The following is a 24,948-nucleotide window of genomic DNA, read 5'->3' as shown; positions in this document are numbered from 1 at the left end:
CGCCTGCGGGCGATGCCGCATGGACATTGGCGGCGGCGTCAGCTGCCGGCAACGTCCTGCTCCGGAGTCGCCCGCGTCGCCAGCCAGCGGCGCGGCCGCAACGGCGTGGACGCGGTGCTGGCTGGCGACGTGGGCGACGGTGCCGGGCGCGCCGGCGCACGGCACTGGACCTGCAGGCGCGGACGCGCCGGAACGGTCGGCAATTTGGGCGGCCGCTGGCCGGCTGCTGGCACTGCCGCAAGGACGTCACCGGCGGCGTGAGCTGCCGGCAGCGTCCTGCACCTGGTCGTCCCCGTGGATGACGGCCGCCTTGAAACGGCTGTGGCCGCTCCCTTACTGACCCGGTTCCAGCATGTCTATACCTGCATGTTCAAAGGATTCCACGATCAGTCGGATGCGGTGCTCGGCAGTGTGGGCGCACTGCAAGTCGGTGGTGTCCCGAATGAGCCTGTAGGCGAACAGGTCCGCCGCCAGCTGCTCCGTCAATGGTCCACGTGAGTACGTCTCAAAGGCGCTGTCAGCAATGGCGTGCAGTTCATCGTCATCTTCGTGCCCGGTGAAGCTGAAACGCGGTAGGCCAAGCTCGACTCCGGTCATCTGCGCTCTGTGGAGGTAGAAACCCGCCGCCAGTTCGACATCAACGATGTGCACGAATTTACTCATGGCGTTCAGCAACCTGCTCACGGGTAGATACCCAGCGGTGGAAATCACTCGAAGTCGAAATTTCAGCCCGTGGATGTTGCGCGTAGACGTGCGCCTCAATCAGGTGCACATGGTTTGCAATCGCCACCTGTACGGCATACACAAACTGCATGTGGTCCTCGAAGACCCACGTCTGCACGATGTTGCTCTCCGGCTCCTGGGACACGCTCAGGCCAAACCACTGCGGATCTGCTGCGCTCATGCTCGCGCTCCGGCCGACGCGCGCGCCACTACCGTGCAGAACCGGCCAAAATAGGTGCTGAGGCGGGTTCCGGCTTGCAGCGGAGGATGGTTGTTGTCATTGATGAAGCGCTTCACCCCCTCCCACCCGGCAGCAAACTCGCTCACTTCGTGAACCGTGTACGTGCGAGCGGGATATTTGCGCTTGCTGTCGGTCACTTCGACAGTAAATTCGGTCTTACTCATCTTCAAAATTGCTCCAGCGGGAAAGGGACGGTTGGCGCTCTTGATGTGGCTGGCTGCCTGTTCACAGGCAGGTGTGCCGCGCGCACCTGCATGTGCAACTCCGGCCGGCCGCCCCAGTGGCGGGTCAAGGGGCACAGCGGCGGCGCCGCTGTGAGTCGGCGTGGATTGGCGCGGCCCGCAGCCGAAGGCGAGGACACGGATCCACGGCGCGAACCCTTGACGCGCCACAGGGGTGGATGGCTTGCAAGGACGCGGCACGCGGCCGCGCAGGCGGCGGGACACCCGCTGCCGAAGTAACCGTCGCAAAATGCTCGCGTGATCGAAGGGCGTACTGCCACCGCCGATAAGCAACGCGGCTAGCCTGGTGATTGGGGCCGGCTCCCCGGACCCGAGCATCTGTAGGCGATACCCCTGCACTGACCGGTAGGGTCCGTGCAGCGGATGGCAGGGCGGCGGCTGGCGCCGCCGACAGGGTTATGCAGCTGGCCAGCGTCGGCGCAGCCGATGTCGGCCAGCACCTCGTCGACGTTGGCGCCTGCGGCGGCGCGGCCGTACCGGCTGCGCTGCTGGTGGGGGCAGGGTCGACCCTGCAGGACGCTCATGGCGTCCTGCAGCCTCTCGCAAGCGCAAGCGCGCAGCGCGCCGGCATGGCGCGCGGAGGGCAAAGGTGCCCGGGCCCGGAGGGTCGAGACGCTGGAAGCGGCTCGATGCGCAGCACCAGCCAAAGGCGCAGCGAAGCTGCGGGGACCGGGGCGCAGCCCGCCCCATTAGCTGATGCGTCAGATAATTAAAGGGGTGAATTAGGCCGAGCGGTGCCGCTGGGGCCGCCGTTTGCGGACTTTGGGCGCGCGGAACACCGCCAGCAGGGAACGTAGTTCCTCCTGGTCGGCCTCGGACAATACGTCCTGGTGATGGAGCAGCTCGATCCTGCGTCGCCGCGCACCCTCGTCAATTCGACCCATGACGCGGCCAAAGTCTTTTGACATCGCCTCTTCCGTAAGATCAAGTGGAAGCGCGGCCAAGGTCAGCAAATGCAGGTGGTCACGGTGCGACTCGAAGTGTTCAAGCAGCTGGGCCGGTTCCAGTTCCCGGGATTGGGCGCAGGCATCGATCAGGTCGGCCAGCAGGTCCATACCGGGCAAATTGAGGCAGCGATAAAGGCCGATTCCCTCGGCCCACCCGTGCGCAGCGAGGGCTGGCATGTGGAGAATTAGGGTGATCGCAGTTCGGACGTCGCTCTTGCGGAATGACACCTGGGTAGGTGTTGACCGCATCGCTGCGCGCAGGGTGGGGCTGTCATCGATGCGTAAGCCCGTCAGGCGCTCAACGTGCTGCCATAGCAGCGATCTGTACGCGCCTTCGGGAATCAGTTTGAGGCATGGTCTTGCGCGCTCGGCGAGCCGTGCTTTGCCTTCAATGCTGTCGAGTGAGATGCCATCCCGGAGCCTGTCCAAAAGGAACTGGGACAGGGGAACTGCGGCGCTCAAGACTTGGCTGAAGCCGTCGCGGCCGCGCTCTCGAAGGATGCTGTCGGGATCATGCCCGGATGGCAGGAATGCGAAATCGACCTGCCTGCCCTGCGCCATGTGGGGCAGCACGGCGAGGAGGGCCTTCCATGCTGCCTCCAGCCCGGCACGGTCCCCGTCGAAACAAAAAACAACGTCCTCGGTGTACCGGAAGGCAAGCCGGACCTGGGCGTCGGTAGTTGCAGTCCCCATCGTGGCCACCGCCGCCGTGAATCCGTGCTGGTGTGCAGCCACCACGTCCAAGTAGCCCTCAAGAACGATAAGCCGGGCGGGGCGCTTCTGCGCCTGGAGCACCTGCCACAAGCCGTACAGGTGCTCCCCTTTTCGGAAAAGGTCCGTCTCGGGGCCATTGAGGTACTTCGGTGTCCCCGACGTGGAAATGATTCGCCCCGCGAGCGCGACGGCCCGGCCGCGCGTGTCGTGAATGGGGAAGATCAACCGGCCACGGAACTTGTCATACAGGCGGCCAGAATCGGCGCGACTGACCAATCCAGCCGCTTCTTGCACAGCAGGCGTGACACCGTTCGCACGGAGGGCTGTTTGCAAGCCATCCCAAGAACCTGATGCGTAGCCAAGGTGAAAATCTGTTACGGATGTTTCACCAATTTCGCGTAGTGCCAGGTACTCACGCACTTCCGGCGCAGCGATCGCACGATGGTAGTGGTCAGCAGCGAACGCGCAGGCGCCATATAGCGATGCGCGTGCTTCGTCCTTCGCATCAGCCTGTTTGGTGTCCGGCTGGGGCATCGACACTGCTTGAGCAAGCGCAGATACGGCATCACGGAAAGACAGGCCATCGTGAAACATCAGGAACTGAATGGCGTTGCCGTGCTTGCCGCATCCGAAGCAATGGAAGAACTGCTTGGCGGGCGATACCGTGAAGCTCGGGGTCTCCTCCTTGTGGAATGGGCAGCACGACGTCATTTCCCGGCCCACACGCTTCAACGCCACGCGGCTGCCGATGACTTCGACAAGGTCCGTGCGAGCGAGCACTTCGTCAATGTAGGCGTTGGAAAGGAGGGCCATAGCGATTAGAGGTTGTCGATAACTCGGCGTTCGTCGGGTTCATAGAACCGCCCGCCTTTTGATAGGTGGTACCGCTCAACTGCCGTTTGGTCGCTCTTGCGGAGCCGCAGTCCTTCGGCGGTGTAGGGACGGAGAACTGCGCCGACCTCCGGACGTGCAATAGCGATCTGCGCGATGACCCGCAGGTCGTATGCGTCCAGGTCGCCGCCCTGGTATCGGTAACGCATCAGCAGCAGATACAGGCTCAGGAACGGCACGGTCATGGCAGCAAGATTCAGCAAGCCGCGAAGGAATGGGCCTGCATCGGGCACCGTCCACGCGTAGACCTCGGCAGCGAGCCAAGGCAGAAGCGCAATGACAGTCAGTGGCGCGAGCCAACTCGCGCCCAGACGGGCGACAAGTGATTTGGCTTCCCATGGGGTGTGCTCAAACTGACGGGCCATTGCGAGTCCTCCGGTGGGCTAGGGGAGTAACGAGCCAATCACGTCGGGACTCTTGCCTCCGACCCATTCTTGGCCGAGGCCATGCGCCTCTTCCCCCCGATCTGAGGGGAATTGTCCCTGAACTTCAAGGTCCGCGCCTGTCCAGCAGCGAAACCGCAGCCGACCGTACGGGCAACCTGGTTCTGGATCCACTTCGTAGCGCCTGGCCGCCGCATCGAAAGCTCTCGAAACCCGCCCCTCAAGCCCTTGGCCGCCGCCAACCTCCCGCGCCAGCACTCGGGCAGCGACCGGGATATGGGACAACCACGTTGGACCCAAACGGTCTACCGCCTCGGCCAAGGTCACACCGGCCGTAGGGAGCCATTCTGGCCGGTTAAGAGCGAATGCCGCTGCGATGACGTCGCCAGGAGCGAGGCCCTCCGGCCCGCGCGCAATCGCCTCGCGGGCCAGCTCTACGATGTGGTCGTGGACGGGGTGGGGGTGCTGATTCACCGCAGCTCTCCCCCGTGGGCGAACCACGTCACTGCCGCGATGAGATGCTGCCGCCTAGCGTCCGTGGGCGGCGTATAGCCGGTAGGCAGATACGCCTGCAGCTCATCTGCCACTGCGTGGCACGCATTCTCAATGGCCCGTTTCATCACGGCGTTATCGATCTGCGTCACACCCTGGTACTGGCCCTCCGGCAAGCTCACGCTGCCGCGTGCCTTGAGCGATTCGTATGCTTCCATCCAAAAAACGGTGTCAATCATGGTAGGTCCTAAGCGGGGCAGGCCGGTGGCCGGCCCCGCAGTGGTGGTTACTTCTTCTTGCTGGGGGCCTTCACCGGTGCCTTCTTTGCCGGGGCCTTCTTCGCCGCGCTCTTGCCGGGCTTCGGCGGCTCAATCGGCGCCCGTGCAGGGGTGCGGATGATGGCCGGCACCCAACGCGTGCCCTTCAAACGCTCGGCAGCAAGAGAAGCGAGGTCGCCCTTGCGCAGACCATCGACGTTCACGCCCTCGCCAACCTCGGCTTCCTGGAGAGCGTCGCTGACGATCTTCTTGGTCACCCGGCTGGTGAAGTTCTCAGGGGTAGCCGTGAAGTGGTCGGCCATGTCGAAGCCCAGCGAATCGAGCAGGCAGGCCGTCAGGCCGTCGTGAGCCGCCTTGGGCGCAACCGCCTTGGCGATTGCCATGGCGATGATGGCGTCAAGCTCGGCATCACTTTTGTCCATCAGGCATGCCCACAGCGCGGCTGCATCATCAGGCATCGTACCCACCTGCTTTTCCAGCGCGTCATAGAATTCCTCGGCAGCCTGCTTGACGCCACCGCCGAGCTGCCGCAGCCGACTGCGCAGCGACCAAGTGCTATGGATGCTCATTTCCAGCAGGGAGCTACCCCCGGATATTTCACCAATCGCCCATACGGCCTGCATCACCTTGGCAACCCGTGGATTCTTCGCAAGTTCCTTCTGCACAGCCAGAATGCGGTGCCCGTGGAGTTCATCAACCATCGTCTGCGAGAGCGCATCGGCACGCCTACCAGCGTCGTCGGTTTCACGGCCCCCAATCACCTCGGCACCCTTGGTCTGTCGGGTGGCTTCGTCCATGGAGCGACGATCCTCACGACGCACGTAGCCGCGCTCGACCATCAGTTCGCCATCGTAGTCCAGGAACACCAGTGCGCCCGCATACGACCGCTGCTCAGCCGTGAAATGCAGCAAGCTATCCGGATAGTCATCTACCTCCTGCTCTGCCTCGGAAACGGCGTCGGAAAGCTCGTACTCGTTGTCTTCCGGGAATCCGGCTGCCTCCGCCGCCTCGTAGGCCGCAATGGCAATCCGCACGCGCTCATTGATCGCGTCGAGCCGGGCGATGTCATCGGGCGTCGGATCACGGCGCACGGCGTTGGTGCGACCGTACTTCACCCGGACTTCTTCGATCTTGTCCATCACAACTTCAACCCACGCCCAGCCTTCGGACTGAACCTCAGCGGCTGAGTTCTGCATCTTGGCTTCGACCAGCTGCAGGAAGAGGTCGCCGTTGAGCAGGTAGGCATTATCGCTGAACAGGTCGCTCTGAACTTCACCGCCCGCCGCCTCATATTCGGCCACCGAAACCAACGTGAGGCGCCGGTCGGACTTCACGTTGATCTTGCCGGAGTTCAGGGCATCGCGCAGGTGAGTCGGCCCGTTCATGAAGGAAGAGTATTTCCGGGCATTCCACACCTCAATCTGACGGCCGTGGTCGTCCGTGGAAGCGAGGGCCGACAGTTGCTCCAGGTTCGGCGAATCCGACTCACGGTACGATTCCAGAAGCTCGGGAGCGACCGCCGCCAGCTTGAGGCGTCGTTCCACCGAAAGGGGGGTGGTGCCAAAGGCAAGCGCGATAGCTTCGATGGTCTTCCCCGACTTCACCAGCGACGCATAGGCGCGGAACTCGTCGAGCGGATGCATATCCTCCCGCATCGTGTTTTCGGAGGTCGAGACAATTTCGGCCATTTCCTGCGGTACCACGTCCACATCAATCTCATGGTCCTCAGGCAGGCGTCCATCGGCAATCAGGTGCTGCAGCGCCAACAGTCGGGTACGGCCGGCAACCACGCCGTACACCCCGTCGTCCATCAACTCCACAATGGGGTCATGGATCAAGCAGCCGATGGCGATGATGTTGTCAGCCGTGGCTTCAATCTTGGCAGCGCTCGGCGGTGCGGACTTGTAGCGCACGTTGCGCGGCGAGACGACCAGATCGCTGACCCGAACGGTGATGGTGTTCTTGATGTTGTTGATGTTCTTGCTCATGGGTGTTTCTCCAAAGTTGTTGTTGCTGATGGGTGCGCCGCTGTGTCGCGGCGTCACTTCTTCTCGGCGAGCCAGAAGCTCTCCAGGAAATTGCCAATCCTCGGCCCGCTCCAAAGCAGGCTCCCTGAGGATTCGATACGGACCTTCAAACCTCTGCCTTCCTGCGCCACGATGGCGCGGGAGTTCCACGACGGCCTGTCGGCCCGGGTGATACGTCCATCGGCTGCAATTTCGTAGCCGTACTCAGTGGCGTCGCGCTTCGCGGTGTCCATGAGGGAGGTTGCAGATCGCATAGACTTCTCCGTGCGTCAGGCGGACAGGCGGTGAAGGGTGTCGGCGACGGCGCGGGCCTTGCGGTCGCTGGTATAGAGCTCAATCCGCGAGGCGAAGCCGGAGAGCGTGTCGGTAATGCACGCGGCCATCGGAATGAGGAATCCGAAGTCGTTGACGGCCACCTGCAGGATCTCTGCCGTACGCGGCCCGACTCCACGAATGGGACTCAGCACCAGCTTGCTACCGGTGCGGACGATGTACCCCGGCGGTACGGCCGGCCCAGCGGCCGGACGGGAGGGCGGAGTGGTAGCGGTATTCGCTTTGGGCTTCGGGGTGCGCTTGTTCATTCGTTGGACTCCTTAAACTGTCGACTTCGAGGGAATGGCTTTGCTTGTGGCTGGCGGCCTGTTCACCAGGCAGGTGTGCCGCGCGCACCTGCATGTGCAACCCCGGCCAGCCAGCCCCGTGGCGGGTCAAGGGGCACAGCGGCTCGCCGCTGTGAGTCGACGTGGACTGGCGCGGCCCGCAGCCGAAGGCGAGGACACGGGTCCACGGCGCGACCCTTGACGCGACTCGGGGTTGGATGGCTTGCAAGGCCGCGGCGTCGCGGCCGCGCAGGCAGCGGGGTACCCGCTGCCGAAGTAACCGTCGAAATTGCCTGCGCGATCGTCAGGCGCGGTGCCGCCGGCACCGCCGAAAACCATCGACAACAGCCTGCTGGGCGCGCCCGGCGGTTGGGGCGCGGCTAGCTCTAACGGAGCAGTCACCCCGGAACTGCAACCAGCTCGGATCACCGCAGATGGACTTGCGTGGCCACGGCTGGGAGGTGGAAGTGCACGCATAGTGCAAGCGGAGCGCGCAGCGCTGGCTGGCCAGCGCGGAGGGCAAAGGTGCCCAGGCCCGGAGGGTCGAGACCACGCAGTGGGCTCGATGCGAAGCACCAGCCGAAGGCGCAGCGTAGCTGCGGGGACCGGGGCGCAGCCCGCTCCAGTGGAAAGCGAAGGTTGGTCAACGAGATTCGTTCTGACTTACGGTCCAGCCTCAGACAGAATTCGCCGCCCAGAAACTTTGTCCAGTTGAAACCGTTGCCCAGAAGAAGATCGATCTGAAAGTGACTATGGGTCTGATTGCTCAGAAAAAGGCCCACCAACAGTAAAACGTTTCCCATCAATCGCGCACATGGATTGAGCTAAAAGGCTTGGTCCTCGACAGACGCAACGTTTAGATGGACCGGCCACCAACGCACGCGTTACTGGCACGTCTGGTCGTAGGACATGGGCTGCAGTTGCTGAAGCTGGGCATGCGGTTTGAACCTACTAAACCGACTATGGGCATGAACAGACGGCCCATAATTCAGCACACAAATTTGATCCTGACACAGCGATTTGCAAAGACTAGGCAAGTGCGCGTTCGCTCTGTTGTACCCGTGGCGGTGCGTTCACTTTAGAGGCGTTTTCGCCAATGAAGGCTGATTCGACTTTGCAGCACAGTGGAGCGGTTCTCTCAGGGTTTGAAGTTGATTCTGATTGACGATCGGTTTCAACGATTCCCTACGCTCAAGCTTTTGGTGGAGTTCGCCTGCCTCAATGCGCCTCTGCTGTTGAGACCGCGATAGCAGCGGCAGAGCTGGCTGCTATCGACGATCCGAAGGCAATGAGGACGCAAAGCAGCCTGGCGCGGCCGCCTCGGCGGCGCGCGGCTGCAGGAAAGGGTGCTGTCGGCAACGCCGGCAGCGCCGATCGCCGGCTGCAGGCCGGCCGAGTGCCACCAGCTGCGGTAGCAGCTGCTGGCATTCCTCCGAAGGTTGCGAGGCGGACCCGGCAGCCTGGCGCGGCCGCCGGCCAGCTCCAGGGCAGGCTCCAGCCGGCAACGCCGGCGGCGCCGATTGCCGGCCGCAGGCCGGCCGAGTGACAACAGCTGCGTCAGCAGCTGCTGGCATTCTTCCGAAGATTGCGAGGTGGACCAGGCGGCCGGGTGCGGCCGTCCTGGATGCGGTGGCCAGCTGCAGTGCAGCCCGCTGCCGGCAACGCCGGCAGCGCCGATCGCCGGCTGCAGGCCGGCCGAGTGCCAATAGCTGCGGTAGCAGCTGCTGGCATTCTTCCGAAGGTTGCGAGGCGAACCAGGCAGCCTGGCGCGGCCGCCTTGGCGGCGGTGGCCAGCTGCAGTGCCGCCCGCTGCCGGCAACGCCGGCGGCGCCGATCGCCGGCTGCAGGCCGGCCAGTGCCAACAGCTGCTGGCGCAGCTGCTGGCATTCACCCGAAGGTTGCGAAGTGGACCACGCGGCCGGGTGCGGCCGTCCTGGATGCGGCGGCCAGCTGCAGTGCAGGCCGCTGCCGGCGCAGCCGCGGGCATTCACTCGAAGGTTGCGAGGCGGGCCAGGCGGCGGGGCGCGGCCGCGCGGCGGCCTTGGCCCCGCTGCAGGGCAGACGGCTGCCGGCAGTGCCGGCGGCGCCGATCGCCGGCTGCAGGCCGGCCAGTGCCAACAGCTGCGGCAGCAGCTGCTGGCATTCTCCCGAAGGTTGCGAGGCCAGCCAGGCGGCGGGGCGCGGCCGCCCTGGCGGCCTTGGCCAGCTGCAGGGCAGACGGCTGCCGGCAGCGCCGGCGGCGCCGATCGCCGGCTGCAGGCCGGTCAGTGCCAACAGCTGCGGTAGCAGCTGCTGGCCTTCTCCGGAAGGTTGCGAGGCCAGCCAGGCGGCGGGGCGCGGCCGCCCTGGCGGCGGCGCTGCAGGGCAGACCGCTGCCGGCAACGCCGGCGGCGTCGATCGCCGGCTGCAGGCCGGCCAGTGCCAACAGCTGCGGCCGGAGGTGCTGCGTCCCCCGAAGATTGCGACACGGGCCAGGCGGCGGCGAACTGCAGGGCAGACCACAGTCGGCGAGACCGGCCGGCGGCAAGTGCCTGGCTGCGGGCCGCAGGCTCCCAAGCCTACTCAGCCTGCACGGCCATCGCCGTATCATCGGACGGGTGTCCGGCCATGGTCGTTCAAGCTTCAGCCGCATAGCAGGAAACTAGCTGGAAATCTTCCAGCCCTGCCCCTATTCATGGTCAAATGGCTAGCTCACCTAGCCATCAGCCAATCGGAAAAGAACGAAACGATGTTGCGAATTCACGTCAACGAATCCAGCAACACACCGAGGTCGAAGCAGGTCGCTCAGGCGATACGCGAAGCTGTGTTTGCAGGACAGCTGAAGGCTGGTGACCGGCTGCCGTCCGTTCGTGACGGAGCGGAGCAATGGGGCGTAACGAAGGACAGCGTGCACCGTGCCTACAAACGGCTTGCAGAAGAGGGCCTCATCGCCGACAGCGACGACCGGGGAACACTTCCGCTGTACCAGGTCAGCGAAGAGGTCACCAAGCCGGGCGAAGCCGAACGTCAGCGTCGGCTGGATGGGATCGTGGTAGCCATGATCGCCCAAGCTCGGAAGCTCGGGTTCCAGCATGCCGAGATTCTGCAGACGATCGAGCGTCAGACGGCCAAGCTGAAAAAGCCGGCGCTGGGCAAGGGAACGAACAAAGCCGCGAAGTGAAGCGCGCGGTTAGAAGAGTCTCTCCGCCTCGACCGGCAGCAGGACATACGTAATCCGCAGCTGTGCGTCGGTGCAAACGCTGACGGATGCGGGCGTTGCACCGCCCAGCATAAAGCGCCCCTCGACCAGGATCCCGGCTCGCATCGCCGCGACCATCCGCTCACGCTTCGCTGCCGATACCGCCGGCCAAAGTCCGCGCACGTGCGCACGCACCAAGTCGACAGTCCGCAGCTTCCGGCTGCACAAAAGTTCCAGCGCTGCAGGGCTGACGACGACCAAGCCAGGCGCAAGCACGGGAGCTGCCCGGGCGCCGTCGCAGAGAGGGGGGGAAGAATCAGCAGGTTCAACTACCAGGGAATGGACGCTGGCCACAGAGGGAACCCCTGAAAGGATCGGCCCGTCGCGGAGAGAAGCGCTGGGGAGCCCCGCGACGGGCCTTTCCGGAGAAACGATTAAAGGATTGGCCCGTCGCGGAGGAAACAGGGGGGGAAAACTCCGCGACGGGCCGCACCGGAGAAACAGTGCCGATACCGCATGTAGATCATGCACAAGCGAAGGCCAGCCGAGACTGAACATGTGCGGAAAGTACGCTTAAGTAGCGACCACCGAGCCTATAGCTTGAGCCGTGTAACCATTCACAGCCGGCAGCGGCGGCATTGCGTCTTCTGCCTTCCAGAACCACGGGGACAGGCTGCTAGCCTCGACCACGTCGACAAGTGCAGCAGTGTAATCCTCATCGCCGCCGGCGGGAACCAAATACATGGCCACCGGTTCTGGCGTGGTGTCATTGGTCACCACTGACGCCAATGGTTTGGTGTTGGAGAGATTGAACCGAAGCCCCTTGATAAAACGTCGGTCCTGATCGACAAGCGCGCGCACAAGATCGAGCTCCACGACATTCTCGTAAGGGATCCATTCCTTTGAGACGACCATCAACGCGGCTTCTTCGAGGTTAGGAAGGCCCGACTCGGACACGCTAAAAGTCCCAACCATGACCAGGTGGCCAGCTTCATCTGCGTTGGCCAGCTCTAGCTCGTTCGCGAAAGCTTTCTCCACCTTGGCACCCATTTTTTCGTCCATGTAGAACGGGTGCTCGGGAAGATGCTTGAAGGTCACCTTCTGGCCGAACCGCGCGGATCCAAACTCCTTCACCTCCGCGATCACGATCTTGAGCATCCGCTTGCCGCCCCGCACGCCCTTAATGGATGAAAAGGTCTGACGCACCCGCGCCGCGATTGCGTCCTTCTGGTCGAGCACGAACGCCTCCGGAATGAAGAGCTGGTCGTGTAGCGGAGCACGCTTCGCATTCTTGTTCTGGGCGGCGCTGAGAAGGTGACGTCGCACGGTTGCGTAGCTCCTCTTGCCCTTCATGCCAGGGCTCCACCGGTTGAAGCCGGCTTCATCCCAGAGATAGTGAAGAACGCTGCGAAGCGTGAGCTTCGTGCCGTCCGACTTGACCGTGGTCGTTTCACCGTCTGAGGGTACCGGGGCGGCGCGAGCCGCCCCCTTGGACATGCTGAAAGCCAGCTTGAGGTCAGTAAGGCCGGATTCCGGATCCTCCTTGATCGCAGAATCCATCACCTGGCCGAGCCCGGACAGCTCCGCCGGCGGCTCGTAGCTGTCGCAGTCCGGCGCGTGCTTTACGCCTGAGCCAGGCATTCGCTTTACCTGGTACCCGCCATCGTACTTTGCGATGTACATCGGGATTGCGGGCGTTCGGCATGGGCACAGTGGCCGTTGACCCGCCGCGTGCGCTGCAGCTACCCGGTTGCGCCCTTCTGCAGTCGCCGGATCAACCTGCAAGTTGTTGAGTAGGTACATGCGCGCCTCAGTCCGGGAATACAGTGCAGCCGTAGGCAACCACGGCGTTGTCACCCGCCGCCCTGTTTGCCCAAGCTGCCTCCCCATTGAAGCCGGGGGAGAGCTGCTGGGCGAGCGTTGCGACCTCGATCACCACGTCGAAATTGCCCGAAAGATGGGCAGGGTACGCGCTGGTGCCGGCGTCGCATGTTCCGGAACGGCCGGCATACACCTTCCAGCCCTGACTTGTGCACTGGGTCGTCGAGATCCAGTTGCACATCGCACCGAACGAGCTGACGTTCCACATGATCTGCGCGAACCGCCCCCGATTGTTTGCGGTACAGGCGTCCGGCGGGGTGGCGTAGTTGGGGAAGCGAGCGACGGCAGTCGAGGCTCGGAATGACTTCGCAGCGCCAGCAACGCAGACGGCGGGTTGTTCCGGCTCGGGCTGCGGCACGGGTTCCGGTTCCGGCGGCGGCGGCGGCGGCGGCGGGGGAGGGGCCGTGCAGGAGTTGTTCTGGCTGCGCACGGCACCGGTTGCGGCCCAAGCGCCACCACCGACTCGGCGTTCCTCCGCCTCCCAGGTGTTGGACCCGCTGTATCCTGCCGGGCACCCGCCATTCTGGGCGACCCAACGGGTTTCTACTACAGCGGTACAAGACTCGACATAGCTGCGAACGGCGCCACTGGGTGCCCAGGCGCTCGTGATGGTCGAAATCTCCTCGGCTTCCCAGGTGATGCTGCCGGTGTAGTAGGGCGGGCAGGAGCGGCTCTGTGGGATCCAACGGCTAGTGGCCCCATTCCTAACAACGGTTGGAGCAGCCACAGCGGCGCCCCGGTTGACGTTCACGTCCCCCGCTTTGGGGTTGAGCTGAAGGGTCTGGCGTCCGGTCGAGGTTCCCACTGACAGCTCCCCGGTTGCCGGCGCGACCCAATCCGTTCCGGTCTGGCGCTTACTACTGACGATCACCAGAGGCGGCATCGCGCCTGGCTGAGTGGTACCGGCTGACCGATCCGACTTGCTCACAGCAATTGACCCATCAGCAGTCCGCTGCGTGCTGGCCTGCTGCGCGAGCACAGGCGCGATAATAGCGAGTAGGGCAATGCCCAGTGTCGACCGTTTCATTTCATTCTCCCTTGAGTTGAGCCCAGTAGTACGACGCGAATGCGAGGTCTACGATGTTCGTTGGCGGGTTTGGGTCGGGCTGTGCCGCTCCAACCTCGATGAGGGTGATATTGAGCGGCTTGCCGTCAATCCAGACCACGGATTTGTCCTTGTCGTAAATCTCAAAACGCGCGTCGCGAAACCTCGCATTGCGTACTACGCTGTCGGCGGCGTCGGAAGACCGCACCACCACATCGGCGAAGTGCAAGCGCACCTCCTCGAACTTATCGCCCTCTGGTATCGATGCGACAACTGCACCGTCAGAGAAACGGACGACATTCCCGTACCTCACATCAAAAGCCAGCCCCTCTGACGACGCATGAATCAGCGAGCGGCCGTACCAATAGGTGGCGTTCTTCAGAGCGTGCACGCGCCGCTGCCCGCCTGTGACGCCAACGGCTTCAAAGAACTGGTTCTGCGGCAGTATGAGGAACACAGACACCACGCCTCCTACTACAAGCGCGGTGACGGTCAACCAGTACAGGCGGGGACGGTCGTACCTGAAGTCCGCGACATTCATTGCCACCCCCCCGGCCCCGGCACCAGCACCAGCGCATCACCGCCGACGTCAAAAACGACACGGTCGTCTCGCGCGGCAACTAGTCGAGGTACTACTGTGGAGCCTGCTTCACCGGCCGTAGCAAGCGCCTCAATCGAGGATCCCACCGCGTAGAACTTGCCGGAAATAAAGACGCCCGTGGAGCTGATGCCGTCGACGCGCACGGTAGGGCGCACCAGCTCGGCATAGTTCGGACGCTCCACTACCTCCTCCTGCGCGACCCGACCAGCGAACGCGGCGTCAACGTCGCCGGCTGATTCGGGTGGGTTGGCCCGTGTTGCCCCCTCAACCCAGACGGGGTAGATGGCTTTGACGACAGTTGCCGGCGCTTCCTGGTCGGCCTGCGTGGCTTGCTGAACCGGCAGCTTGGCGAGGTTCTTGTTCAGAGAGTCGGCGACCATCCATACGCCCGCCAACAGCGCCGCAGCCAATCCAATCCGGGTGAGCCCAGAATTCGCGATGCTCATCAATTTGGCTCCACTCGCAGAAGCAGACAGAAGTCCGTGAGAATTGCCTTGGGTCGGTCACCGGTTCCAAGGATCGACATACCACCGACGTAGATGTCCGGCCGCTGCGCCAGGCGACGTACGCCGTCCAGAAGGCCGGCGTACGTAGGCGCATCAACCTGCAATCCCGCCGTACTGTTGGCAGCTGTCGAGGCCAGGCAAATCTTGGCGAGCCTGATGTCAACGCCATTGGCCATGACCGGCGCTTTGCTGATGATCGAAATCGTGTCGGGGCTGGAACCCAGACCGACATCCTGCAGGCGCAAGGAACGATAGAGCCCCAAGGTGTCGTTGAAGTCGGAGAGGTTCGGGTAGCGGGCCTCCCACTGGGAAAGCGAGGCGTCCAATGCGCGGTACGACTGCTTCCAGCGGGCGACGGCCTCCGTCGCTTCTGACTGCTGAGCGGCCTTTGACCGCAAGGTCACGAAGCCCTGGTAGCCCATATAGACAAGCAGGGCGGCCGCAGCCGCACCCAGAATAGTGGTCTTCTTCACTTAATCATTCCTTGGATGGTGAAGGTGCGCGTGCCTGCCGCGTCGTCCTCGCTGGCGCCACCTGGTGCCAGGCGAAGGGCCATACCGCTGGCGGATCCCACCTGCTGCATTACGGCTTTGGCCTGGTCCAGCGCATAGGCGCCCGTCGACGGCACCACGATCACCATTGATACGTCGGGGGACGAAGCGGCGTCCCCCGCTGCACCAGCGTCGGACGAAGCAGGTGCTTCGCTGACCGGACCTGCAGGCGCACCGAACTGGCCCGGCTCATTCCCAGATGCGCCCGCATGGAAAGTCAGCGAGTTGATCTTCACACCAGGCACTGAGGCCACGGCTGACACAATCCGGCGGCTACGCTGTGTCAGCAGTTCTTGCGGGCGCGCGGCCTCCATGAAGAGACGCTGCTGCTGCATTTCCTCAAGTGCAGAATTCGAGATTCCGCCTGACTCCTGCAGCTGCGGGTCAGCCGCCTCCATCTCGTAGGACTTCACCGCGCCGGTATACATATTCCAGCCCACGCCAAGAAAACCTGCGTAGACGGCGACCCCAACGGACGCCACAATCGCGGCGCTTTTTGCGCCAGCCACACTGCTGACCTTCACGCTAAGCGGCGCAAACCGAAGACCACGCAGGGGGGCAAGCCCGAGGTACTCGACGCCTGGATGACCCCAGTCCGGAAGCGGGCTGGCCGCGACAATCCGCGGCTGCGCGTAGCGCTCTGTCAGGGAATCCAGCAGCGTTGCCAGGAAGGCAGAAAAGCGCGCGTCGAGATGACTCGGGAGCTCGTTGCTTTGAACTTCGACAAGCACGTTGTCCTGAAACACGAGTACGTCAAGATATGTATTGCCGCCATCCTGCGCGCCGCCCAGCAACACTGTGGTGCCGCGCCCATGCCGCAGACCCCAAGAGACATAGCCATCGATCGCAAAGGCGAAGCGAGTCCGCTGCCGGTCGAACAGCCTGTGGTCGACGGCAAAAAGCAGCGGCTTTCCGCGCGCCCCAAAAATGCCCTTCAACGCCGGGGCCGTCACCCGAGGCGCCTGCGGGATCATCCTGCCCACCTGGCCCTGAGGATCCACTGCGGCCGCCAAGGCGGTAGAGTCCAACGTGGCCATGATGCAGTCACCACACACCAGCACCTTGCGATGGGTGACGCCGTCGAGCGCACTCGGGTGTGCCAGCACCTGATAATCGCCCGAGCGTTGATGCTCACTGCGGGCGTGACTATCTGCCGGCTTGGTCTTTCGTCGCTTTGAAGGGCGGTCTTCCACGCCGCCGGCGGCAGGAGACTGAGGCGTTGGCTTAGGCCGCTGCCGTTGGAAAAGACCCTTCGACTTGGCGGGACTCGGGGGAGCTGTCGACTCGGTCGCCGCGACCTCTTCATTGGTCGCAACGGGCGGTTGAGCAGTCACGCCCAGGTCAAGGTCAGGCAGGCCGTCAAGAATATCGGCTTGGGCTGGTGGCTTTCGGAGGCGGGCCGGGAGAAGCCGGAGCAGCGAATTGCGATTCATTAGGTCACCGAATGTTCTTGAGGCCGGTCAGCATGGGCATGTAGGTAAGCAGCATCGTCCCGAGAACGAGGAGGCCAGCGAACGCGGTAGCGCCGTGCTTGCTCCACGTAATGGCGTGCTCAAATGAACGTTCGCCGCTGCGTATCAGCTCATCCGAAGCACGAAAAAGCTGCTCCTCCAGACGGCCAGTTTCCTCGCCCTGCATGAACGCATCTGAGACAAATCCGGGCCAGCTCGCTCGGGGATCATTCACCGGCAACTTCTCGGGGTCGACCGAATCGCCGAGGGTTTTGTGGTGCACGGCCAGGTCGCGCACCAAGGCGTCGACGCCAAGGCGGAACGGCGTGGGGAGAACACCCGCCGTCTGCTTTAGGGCATCGGTTGTCGCCATCCCGGCCGAGCAAGACATCGCCACGTAGCGGGTCCACAGTCCGAAGCTGAGGTCCGCGATTGCAGATCGATACAGCGGTGCCGAAACAAGCATTCGGGCCAGTTCCGCCCGAACCTCAGGCGACCTCAACCACGCGTAGACCCCGTACACCAGGATAATCAGGCCCACAAGGCAGGTCATCCAGTTGGCAACCAGCCACTGCTGCGTAGCAAGACCAGCGCCCGCAAACCCGGTCGGCGTCCCAGCATGGCCGCTTGCACGCTGCATTGCAGTGGCAACGGTTGGAATGACGGTCACGAATACCCCGAGGGATATGACCAGGGCGCTAACCACAATCGCGACTGGGTAGTACATCTTCTTTGCGGAGGCGGCGAGACGGCGCCGGAGTTCGATAGAGGCGCAATACTGCTCTAGGACCGCAGGTAGCTTGCCGCTGCTTTCGCCTGCCATAACCACGGCAACGCCTTCTGTTGGCCATACCTCAGACAGGAGCGTAGACAGCATCACACCACTACGCATGCGCTGCGAGGCTGAAGCCCAGAACTGCGCATACTCGGGTTGACGCTTAATCAGCCGAGACGTCGCCGTGGCAAGTGGAATGCCAGTAGTGAGCTGTGAACGGATGAAGTTTGCGCAGTAGCTGAGTTCTTTGAGGTTCATCATCTTTTCCATGACCGGCCTCACAGGTACAGGACAGAGCGAAGGTCCACGACGCCGTCCTTAAGCCGGCGCAGAGCGGACTCCACCATGGTCAGCGTTCGATTCTTGGCCATAGTCGCGCGCGCTTCCTCGATCCCGCTTCCCCGGGACGCAAGTTGGCCTGCGGCAGTTCTGACTTCGCGGTTGAACGGCAACACCTCACAGACCACGGAATACCCCGAGTAGCCGTCCTCACAATGGGGGCATTTCGACTCCGCGTTCTCTACACGGCGTGCAAGCTTGGTGGGTAATTTGTGGCTTTCACCGACCATGTCCATGTAGCTTGCCCACAGCTTTCGGTCGCCCTGGGTGACACCGCTTGTGACCTTGCAATGCCCGCAAAGCGCGGGGACGAGTCGCTGGCTGACTACCAGCGCGACGGCTTCGGATAGCTGAAACCGCTTGTTGGGTGCGACCCACTGGCTGAGCACGTCGAAGGCGAGCACACAGTCCTTTGCGTGAATGGTGGACAGCGAGAGGCACCCCGTCACCGCGCTGGTGACGCAGAAATCAGCCGTTTCATCGTCGCGCACCTCGCCTACCCAGAAGACGTTTACGTCATGGCGCTTCAACCCTCGGAGGAAGATGTTGAAACGATCGCTTCCTTCAACCATCTTGCCGTCCTGGCCGAGCATGACGGGTGGTACGTTGACTTGGATCAGATCAGGAAGGAAGCGCTCGATTGGCTCCTCCACGGTCACGCGCTTGAGCGTTTCGCCGTAGACGTCAACGTGGCGCCCCAGTGCGCCCGCAATGGTGGTGGACTTGCCCGAGTTCATCGGCCCGGCTAGGAGAATCGCTCCGGCTGGCATGCGAATAGCTGCGTCGATCGCGTCCACAACCTCCTCTGGCAGTCCCAAGCTATCGAGGTCAATCTTGCTCTCACTGTGGGAGAACAGACGAATACTGACCGAAGGCCTGGACTTGACCTCGCCTGGATGGTTCAGGGGAACGAATGAGAGCCGCAGAAATGCCTCGCCCACGGTTGATCGGTAGCTGATCTGTCCGTCGCGGGGGGACCGATAAATGGTCTTGCTGGGGTTTGCACCGGACTTGTCCTCAAGCACACCGATGACATCCGCAGCCATCTGCTGGTTCCATTTGCCAGCTGTGCGGGGATCCACCAACGCGCCCCAGCGGCGGATCTTGACGCTGTAGGTGCCATCGCGCCGGGGGACTAGTGCAATGTCGCTTGCGCCCTTTTCAATGGCATGGTCAAGCAGCCGCGCCAGCTCACGCTGCGCCTGGCTACTCTGAGTCTCACTGGAAGATGCGTGCCACACCTGGGCTTGCTCGGCGGCGAAAACTTCCGAGCGGCCGCCTGATTGCGCAATGATTGCCGAGATGTCGTCTCGGGATCCGACCGCAAGCAGTGGCTCTTCGCCAGCCTCCTGTAGCAGCGGGTCCTGCTGCTTATCCTTACGGCCCAAAATACCGAACTGCATCATGCTCTTGTGGCTGGAGAACACGATTACGGGACGGCTGCTCTCAATGAGCATGAGCACGCAGTCAAGGGCCTCGCAGCGCCGTACGACGTTGGGTGCCTTCATTCCAGCGTGTGGGTCAAGCACCTTGAGCTGGGCATAGAATGGCTGGCGGCTGGAAAGGGCCAGCACCTGCTCCACGTAGGGCTGCACCTTGGCTGGCTGCTCAACCACGGCATACTCAATCACGGAGAGGTGGCCAGGCTTAGTCTCTAACAGACGCGCCAGCGTGGCGCGATCCAGGACATCCAGCGATCGAAGCACAGCACCCTGGTCACCTGCTGAATCGTCCGCAATCCGGGCGATGCGAACGACCTCCTCGGGGGGATTGGACCAGCCCCAATGCGCCGTCAGTTGAACGTTGGTCGACAATGTCATTACTCCTGCACGGAAAGCGGGGTTGCGATCACCACCTGGATCCCGTTCGCAGCTCGGAACGGGGTCTCGGTGGTCAACACGATGGATGTGGTGGATTGAAACTGGTAAATCACCGGCGATCCCCAGTGGTCGAACAGCGCGCCGCAGTCGAGCGGGATCCCTTGCCAAACAAAGACGCCCGCGCATGTGGTGGCTGCTCCGGTGAAGCCAGCCAGTTGAGCCAAGCTGCGCTGCTGCCCAGCTCCCAGCCCAGCGCCGTCGTTGCCGGTTGAAGGGAAGGATTGGCGCGCGGTCCAGTGATCAGCGAACAGTTGCAGGGTCCGCATTTGCCTTACGCGCTGCGATGCGATCGCAGTGTTGTAGTCCTCCCGCGTCTCGCGCCTGAACCAGACCCCATCCGCCGCGCCGCACCAGCTCGCGGCCGTCGCCACGCTACCCGTGCCGCAGGCATTCTCGGTCGGGTAGCTGGCCCCTCCGTCCTTGCGGAACGTCGTCCAGGAAGCGGCGCGCTCAAACTGCCACACACCATCGTTCAGGCCATTGCCATTGGCGTACTTCTGCCAGCGGTTTCGGGCACTGCGCAGATGCTCGAAACCGTCCTCCTGGACAAGGGCGTCAAGCGACGCCGGCGGATAGCCCTTTATTGCCATGTACTGCTCGATCCCTTCCGCAATCTTGGCCTGGTCAACCAGCGCTGACTGCTCCTGCATACCCTCGGCCCGCGTGGTCTGGGTAGCCGTGAGCCCGTAAACGCCGGCCGCGATCGCAAGGAAGAGGACGATGACCACCGCAGGAAACACGGTTTACTCCAGGATCACGGTAACGGTTCTGGTTCCACCCGACGCGGCGCTGTAGCGAACAACGTCGCTCGTAGTGTCGGATGCGGCCAAGGCCGTCAAGTTCGTGTTGTACTTCTGCGCCATCGCAAGCGCGACCTCGTCCGGTACTTGCTGATAGATGACGTTGAACTTGGTGCGGGGACCGCCGCCGGTCAGCTGCACCGGGTATTCCTCAATCTTCCAGGCGCTGCCGGAACGGTTGGCCGTTTCACGCAATGCGCGGACAGATGACTCGTAGTAGCAGGCTTGGTAGGCAGAGGAAACGGCGGTGTCGCCCTCGAACACCACGTCCAGAGCGGTTTTGCCGGCAGCCGGAACGGGGTTGCCGGACACGGTGTAGGAGACCCCGCAGGTTCGCGCGACCTGGCCGAAGTTCTGAGTGATCGAGCTGGCGGTCTTGATCAGCATGGCGGCACGGGGGCCGTCGGTGTTGCCGTTCATTGCGCGGACAAAGAGGATTGTGAGCACGGCGATGATGACGACCGCAATCATCAGCTCGAACAGCGTGAAGCCGCGCTGCTTACGGGAGAACGAGTAATTTTTCACTTAGGAATTCCTTTCTTCAGAGGGTGAGTACAACGTTGTTGGAGATGACCATCGGGTCGGGCGGGGAAGCACTAGAGACGTCTGCGTTGAATCGGACTGCTGCGGCGTGGGGTGGGGCGTTCGGTGACTTGTTACCCAGTGGGTCGAAATCGGCGCAGTATTCAAATCGGCCGCCCCAGGCCGTGACGCCGAACTCCTGCTGGGATAGGCCAACCAACGGCAGGATCTGGGTGCTGTCTAAGGCATACCAACCATCCCTACACCCTTGATTGCCAGCCGGGCTCTTGCCTGCTAAGGCGCTGCCGGGATACCAGTTCGTTGTATCGGTCGCGGCCGCCGAGATTTGCTTTCCCCTGTAGTAGGCGAGCAACGCATCGCGCACACGGTCCGCGCGTCGCGCTGTAGCTGACAACATCTCGACTTCATGGGGGAGGGTAGACACGAACTTCGCGCCGATGTCTGGCGCGACTGCGGTCCAGGTGTTTCTGTTTGCAGTGGTGAGGGCAGGGGACGCTCCCGGCCGGCCCGTTGACGGGGACGGATTGCACGAGCCTCCCGAAAGCGGGCATTCCGTCATGTACAGGACGCCGAGGTCGTAGGTCAGCCGTACGGCCGGCCCGGAGCGCACGTATAGCGGCATATCCTTGGTAAGACCGCCCACCCGCTGGTACACCCGGACATTCCTGGCGGCGGTTCCGTCATCGTTGATTGAAGTGCGGGACAGTGACAGGTCGGAGAGTGCTGCACGGAAGCTGACCTCGGCCGCTGATGTTCCGAGCGGGTTGTGCACAGTCATCGTGTAGCCCGCTCCCGTGTAGGGCGCCGGTAGATGTCCGCCATTCGCCTTCGCCCACTGGACCATGGCGTCAGCGATGGCCTGATTGTCCTGCTGCGCCTGCTCGCGATAGGCCGCCCGCGTGGAGGTCACGTACTGGGCGAAGAGCGGGGACAGCAGCAGTATCAGGATGCCGACAATGACGACGGCTATCAGGAGCTCGAACAGAGTGAAGCCACGGACGGCGCTGCGCATGTCAGCGTTCCTCGACGTGCACGCGAAGCGCGAAGTAGTAGGTCTGCTGGTCGCGTGCCGCTGCCTTCTTCCCGGTGATGACGCTCAGAGGATTCCGCCCGACTGGAAGGCCGTCCTCTGACAAGGTGCGGTTCTGCTTGTTCAGGCCGCCCACAATGATGAGGTCGCCATCGCGCAGAAGTGCTTCGCCGTTGTAGGCCATTTCCGTTCCGAGGGGGACGGTGGTTGGAATGGTGGTTACGGAATCGCCCGAGTTGATCGTCTGCTTGATTTCCTGCGTGCCGTTCGGCAGCACGTGATTAAGGTTGATCTGAGCCCGAATCAGACCTGTCGAGTAGTCGAACCTCGGGTTGATGGTCAGCTGGGTGCCGAAAGACTTTGACTGCAGCGTATTTCGCGTTGCGCTCACCGCACCGCCAATGCCGCCGGATGCCGTTTCCTGAGAGACCAGGTTGAAGTACACCGGTGACTTGTTGCTGAACTCAGCAGGCACACCCGACGTCGTAGTGACAACGGGCTCTTCGACGATGGAGACGCGACCGGCCTCCGACAGCCACGCGCTGAATACCTGCAGGGAATCAGCGGCTGATGTCACCCCGATCAGCGCGCCGCCAACGGTCTGCGCCCCTGCGCTGACGGACGGTATGCCGCCTCCGTTTGGCATCGACACGGTGACGCCGCCCAACGCATTGTTCTGGATTACCGCGCCATAGCGTCCCGACGCAAACTTTGCGAAGGAGGAGATGTCGAGACCTTCGGTGTCGCTCCTTTTCCTCGACACCATGAGGATTTCACCTTTGAACGTGATCGAGGCGTTGTACATCGCCTGGACCTTGGTCATGTAGGTGTCCAAGTCTGCAAGGACCCAGGCAGGACCGGAGACGGTCACGGAACCGGTCTCTGGGTTGATTGCATAGGACCCGATCCAGCTGCGCGTGCCTTGGCTGGACCCGGTATCTCCCGCAGGCGCGACTGCTGCGCCGCCCGTAATCGGAGCGGGGGCCAGCGGCGCCGCGGCCGATCCGCTCGCCTGGCCAGCCACCACTCCCTGGCCGGCTGGCGTCCTGACCTGCAGGCGATTGTCCAGCTCGGTCCGGAGCGACTGCCAGAAATTGTCAGCCGAGTAGATCCGGGCACCAACGCCAGCCTGCTGACCATTGGCTCCGCTGGTTGCGCCCATGCCCCTCCCGGAGATACCGCCACTGCCGGCGCTGGTAATGTCCGTGTCGTTGGCGCTCAGGCTGGTCGCGTTCGCCCCGCCGCTGGCAAACGTCGTCGAGCGCGGGCCGACGTTCAAGGTCCACGTCCTGGAACGCACTGGTCGCACCGTTACCAGACGGCGCCCTTCATCAACGTCGTAGTCCAAGCCCACGCCGCCCAGCACGACCCGGAGGACAGTGTCCAGGTCCGCATTGTTGATCCTGCCCGACCACGTGTAGCTGTCGAGGGAGATGTCGCTGACGACGTTCACCCCTTCATCGTTGACCATGTTGAGGACGGTGCTCAGTGGCACCGCGTTGTCCAGCTTGAGGTTGACGCGCTTCGAGGCGAGCCAAGAGCTGCGCTGCTGATTCGCCGTCAGCTTGACCCGACGAACAGGTATGAAGAGCCGTTCGTTGACCTGGACAGAGTGGGTGCTAGGTACCACCGGCTGCTGCGCGAACGCAGACCTGACTTCATGCTCCTGGTTGTCAATCTCGCGCCTGACCTCGGTGGACAGGCAGCCCGAGAGCGCGAGGCTCAGAAGGGTGGCACCGGCAATCTTGATGCTTGTGTGTCGGCGCATTAAAGGTTCTCCTCTTTGCCATCGCTTATGGCTGTCTGCCTACGGGTTGCTTCGCTGACGTGAAGCAGCTTCGGGTTGTTCGCACGGTTGAACGTGAGCGCGATGCCAACCTCTGGCGGTAGGCCTGCAGCGAACTTTCGCGCGGCTTCCTCGAAGTCGTTGGCCCGGAAGGTCACGTCCACCACGGTGACCCAGTCGGTTGTTTCGTCGACCTTGGGCCAGTAGACCTCCCAGCCCTCCTGCCGGGCCCACGTGGCCAACACCTGGCGTAGCGATGTGTCGGCCGGCACCTTCCACTGGGGGATGATTCGCGGCGGCGGAGCTGGTGGTGCCGGCGGCGTGTAGACCGCGTCTTCCACTACTGCGAAGGCTTCGTCTGCAGCTGGCACGGGGGCCACGGTCGCGAACGTCTGGGCAGCGGGGGTCTCGGTCGAGGGTTTGGGGGCAGCAGTTGCTTGGCCGCTGCCGCCTACGCCGAGTGCCAGCGAGAGCATCAACGCGGCGGTTGCACCGAGGCGCCCGCGCGCGACGGAGCCGGTCATATCAGTTCGGGTCATTGGTCGACAGCTCCAGTTTTTGAGCAGCGAGCCGCGACAGCTCGACAGCGGTAAGGATTTCGGATTCGCTCATTTCCAACGCCCGGGCGAGGGCGGCTCGCATCACCAACAGCGCCGTATGGGCCGTCGCGGGGGAGGGGCTCAGGTCATCTGAGATACGGAGAGCGAAGGCCAGGTCGGCGGCCCGGACCGGGTCGCAGAAGAGCTCACTGAGCCACCGGGTGCGGGTTGCGTCATTCATTTTCATGCGGATGACTTCACCGACATCTGCAGCCCCATGACCGACGAATCGGCGATCGCATCGGCATCAGCCTGGTCGATTCCCAGTGCCGTACGGACCACGGGGTCGTCATCGAACCAACCGTTGCCCGTAAGGCCCAGCACGTCCTCCAAGGCGACACACACGGCCACGCCCGCAGTCGCCGGCGAGGCCTCTTCGATGGCCGATTCGATTGCGTTACGCAACACTCCCATTATTGAACTCCTCGGTTTACATAATCCGCATT

Annotated in this window: 26 protein-coding genes; 1 reads left to right on the top strand and 25 read right to left on the bottom strand. The window is 63.1% G+C overall.

Annotated elements, in window-relative coordinates:
* Positions 1–333: 333 nt before the first annotated feature.
* The 10 genes from J3A72_RS02310 to J3A72_RS02265 all read right to left on the bottom strand — a co-directional run bounded on the left by J3A72_RS02310 (position 334) and on the right by J3A72_RS02265 (position 9,811).
* Positions 334–663, bottom strand: coding sequence for a hypothetical protein (locus J3A72_RS02310; protein WP_209571855.1), 330 nt, complete (start codon positions 661–663; stop codon positions 334–336).
* The gene (locus tag J3A72_RS02305; RefSeq protein WP_209571853.1) at positions 656–904 is read right to left on the bottom strand and encodes a hypothetical protein; all 249 of its coding nucleotides are present in this window, start codon (positions 902–904) and stop codon (positions 656–658) included. The genes J3A72_RS02310 and J3A72_RS02305 overlap by 8 nt, the downstream gene beginning before the upstream one ends.
* A complete protein-coding gene (locus J3A72_RS02300) occupies positions 901–1,128 on the bottom strand; it encodes a hypothetical protein (protein ID WP_209571850.1) in 228 nt (75 codons plus the stop codon). The genes J3A72_RS02305 and J3A72_RS02300 overlap by 4 nt, the downstream gene beginning before the upstream one ends.
* An 800-nt stretch (positions 1,129–1,928) precedes the next feature.
* Entirely contained in the window at positions 1,929–3,680 is a 1,752-nt protein-coding gene (gene dnaG, locus J3A72_RS02295) for a DNA primase (RefSeq protein ID WP_209571848.1), read from the bottom strand.
* 5 nt (positions 3,681–3,685) lie between these two features.
* Positions 3,686–4,123, bottom strand: a complete 438-nt coding sequence (locus J3A72_RS02290; RefSeq protein ID WP_209571846.1) for a hypothetical protein — start codon at positions 4,121–4,123, stop codon at positions 3,686–3,688.
* Positions 4,124–4,611: 488 nt separating this feature from the next.
* On the bottom strand, positions 4,612–4,872 hold the full coding sequence (locus J3A72_RS02285; RefSeq protein WP_209571844.1) for a hypothetical protein: 261 nt from the start codon (positions 4,870–4,872) through the stop codon (positions 4,612–4,614).
* A 47-nt stretch (positions 4,873–4,919) separates the two neighbouring features.
* The gene (locus J3A72_RS02280) at positions 4,920–6,899 is read right to left on the bottom strand and encodes a ParB/RepB/Spo0J family partition protein (protein WP_209571842.1); all 1,980 of its coding nucleotides are present in this window, start codon (positions 6,897–6,899) and stop codon (positions 4,920–4,922) included.
* 53 nt (positions 6,900–6,952) lie between these two features.
* Positions 6,953–7,171, bottom strand: a complete 219-nt coding sequence (locus J3A72_RS02275; protein WP_209571840.1) for a hypothetical protein — start codon at positions 7,169–7,171, stop codon at positions 6,953–6,955.
* A gap of 36 nt (positions 7,172–7,207) precedes the next feature.
* The gene (locus J3A72_RS02270; protein WP_245336350.1) at positions 7,208–7,519 is read right to left on the bottom strand and encodes a hypothetical protein; all 312 of its coding nucleotides are present in this window, start codon (positions 7,517–7,519) and stop codon (positions 7,208–7,210) included.
* A 1,905-nt stretch (positions 7,520–9,424) separates the two neighbouring features.
* Complete coding sequence (locus J3A72_RS02265) at positions 9,425–9,811, bottom strand: hypothetical protein (RefSeq protein WP_209571838.1); 387 nt, start codon at positions 9,809–9,811, stop codon at positions 9,425–9,427.
* A 454-nt stretch (positions 9,812–10,265) separates the two neighbouring features.
* Here J3A72_RS02265 and J3A72_RS02260 point away from each other — a divergent pair, with 454 nt between their 5' ends.
* Positions 10,266–10,697, top strand: a complete 432-nt coding sequence (locus J3A72_RS02260; protein ID WP_209571836.1) for a GntR family transcriptional regulator — start codon at positions 10,266–10,268, stop codon at positions 10,695–10,697.
* A 591-nt stretch (positions 10,698–11,288) separates the two neighbouring features.
* Here J3A72_RS02260 and J3A72_RS02255 read toward each other — a convergent pair.
* The 15 genes from J3A72_RS02255 to J3A72_RS02185 form a co-directional block, all read right to left on the bottom strand.
* The gene (locus tag J3A72_RS02255; protein WP_209571834.1) at positions 11,289–12,518 is read right to left on the bottom strand and encodes a DUF1173 domain-containing protein; all 1,230 of its coding nucleotides are present in this window, start codon (positions 12,516–12,518) and stop codon (positions 11,289–11,291) included.
* 7 nt (positions 12,519–12,525) lie between these two features.
* Positions 12,526–12,954, bottom strand: a complete 429-nt coding sequence (locus tag J3A72_RS02250; RefSeq protein WP_209571832.1) for a hypothetical protein — start codon at positions 12,952–12,954, stop codon at positions 12,526–12,528.
* 670 nt (positions 12,955–13,624) lie between these two features.
* Entirely contained in the window at positions 13,625–14,104 is a 480-nt protein-coding gene (locus J3A72_RS02245; protein WP_209571830.1) for a hypothetical protein, read from the bottom strand.
* A gap of 74 nt (positions 14,105–14,178) precedes the next feature.
* Positions 14,179–14,688, bottom strand: coding sequence for a hypothetical protein (locus J3A72_RS02240; RefSeq protein WP_209571828.1), 510 nt, complete (start codon positions 14,686–14,688; stop codon positions 14,179–14,181).
* Positions 14,688–15,221, bottom strand: coding sequence for a hypothetical protein (locus J3A72_RS02235; protein ID WP_209571826.1), 534 nt, complete (start codon positions 15,219–15,221; stop codon positions 14,688–14,690). The genes J3A72_RS02240 and J3A72_RS02235 overlap by 1 nt, the downstream gene beginning before the upstream one ends.
* The gene (locus J3A72_RS02230; RefSeq protein WP_209571825.1) at positions 15,218–16,732 is read right to left on the bottom strand and encodes a hypothetical protein; all 1,515 of its coding nucleotides are present in this window, start codon (positions 16,730–16,732) and stop codon (positions 15,218–15,220) included. Before J3A72_RS02230 ends, J3A72_RS02235 begins: the two co-directional genes overlap by 4 nt.
* A 4-nt stretch (positions 16,733–16,736) precedes the next feature.
* Positions 16,737–17,783 carry a type II secretion system F family protein gene (locus J3A72_RS02225; RefSeq protein WP_209571823.1) on the bottom strand — a complete coding sequence of 349 codons (1,047 nt, stop codon included), beginning with the start codon at positions 17,781–17,783 and terminating at the stop codon, positions 16,737–16,739.
* 20 nt (positions 17,784–17,803) lie between these two features.
* Complete coding sequence (locus J3A72_RS02220) at positions 17,804–19,684, bottom strand: ATPase, T2SS/T4P/T4SS family (protein WP_209571821.1); 1,881 nt, start codon at positions 19,682–19,684, stop codon at positions 17,804–17,806.
* Complete coding sequence (locus tag J3A72_RS02215) at positions 19,684–20,484, bottom strand: hypothetical protein (protein WP_209571819.1); 801 nt, start codon at positions 20,482–20,484, stop codon at positions 19,684–19,686. Before J3A72_RS02215 ends, J3A72_RS02220 begins: the two co-directional genes overlap by 1 nt.
* 3 nt (positions 20,485–20,487) lie before the next feature.
* Positions 20,488–21,069, bottom strand: coding sequence for a prepilin-type N-terminal cleavage/methylation domain-containing protein (locus J3A72_RS02210; RefSeq protein WP_209571817.1), 582 nt, complete (start codon positions 21,067–21,069; stop codon positions 20,488–20,490).
* Positions 21,070–21,085: 16 nt separating this feature from the next.
* Positions 21,086–22,099, bottom strand: coding sequence for a type II secretion system protein (locus tag J3A72_RS02205; protein WP_209571815.1), 1,014 nt, complete (start codon positions 22,097–22,099; stop codon positions 21,086–21,088).
* 1 nt (position 22,100) lies between these two features.
* Entirely contained in the window at positions 22,101–23,885 is a 1,785-nt protein-coding gene (locus J3A72_RS02200; protein ID WP_209571813.1) for a hypothetical protein, read from the bottom strand.
* A complete protein-coding gene (locus tag J3A72_RS02195) occupies positions 23,885–24,442 on the bottom strand; it encodes a TcpQ domain-containing protein (RefSeq protein WP_209571812.1) in 558 nt (185 codons plus the stop codon). The genes J3A72_RS02200 and J3A72_RS02195 overlap by 1 nt, the downstream gene beginning before the upstream one ends.
* Entirely contained in the window at positions 24,429–24,689 is a 261-nt protein-coding gene (locus tag J3A72_RS02190; protein WP_209571810.1) for a hypothetical protein, read from the bottom strand. The genes J3A72_RS02195 and J3A72_RS02190 overlap by 14 nt, the downstream gene beginning before the upstream one ends.
* Positions 24,686–24,916 (bottom strand): hypothetical protein, encoded by a 231-nt coding sequence (locus tag J3A72_RS02185; protein WP_209571808.1) that lies wholly within the window; start codon positions 24,914–24,916, stop codon positions 24,686–24,688. The genes J3A72_RS02190 and J3A72_RS02185 overlap by 4 nt, the downstream gene beginning before the upstream one ends.
* Positions 24,917–24,948: the final 32 nt, after the last annotated feature.

The sequence above is a fragment of the Stenotrophomonas sp. PvP093 genome, from assembly GCF_017876915.1.
Classification (GTDB): Bacteria; Pseudomonadota; Gammaproteobacteria; order Xanthomonadales; family Xanthomonadaceae; genus Stenotrophomonas; species Stenotrophomonas muris.
This window is presented reverse-complemented; position numbering and strand designations above follow the sequence as displayed.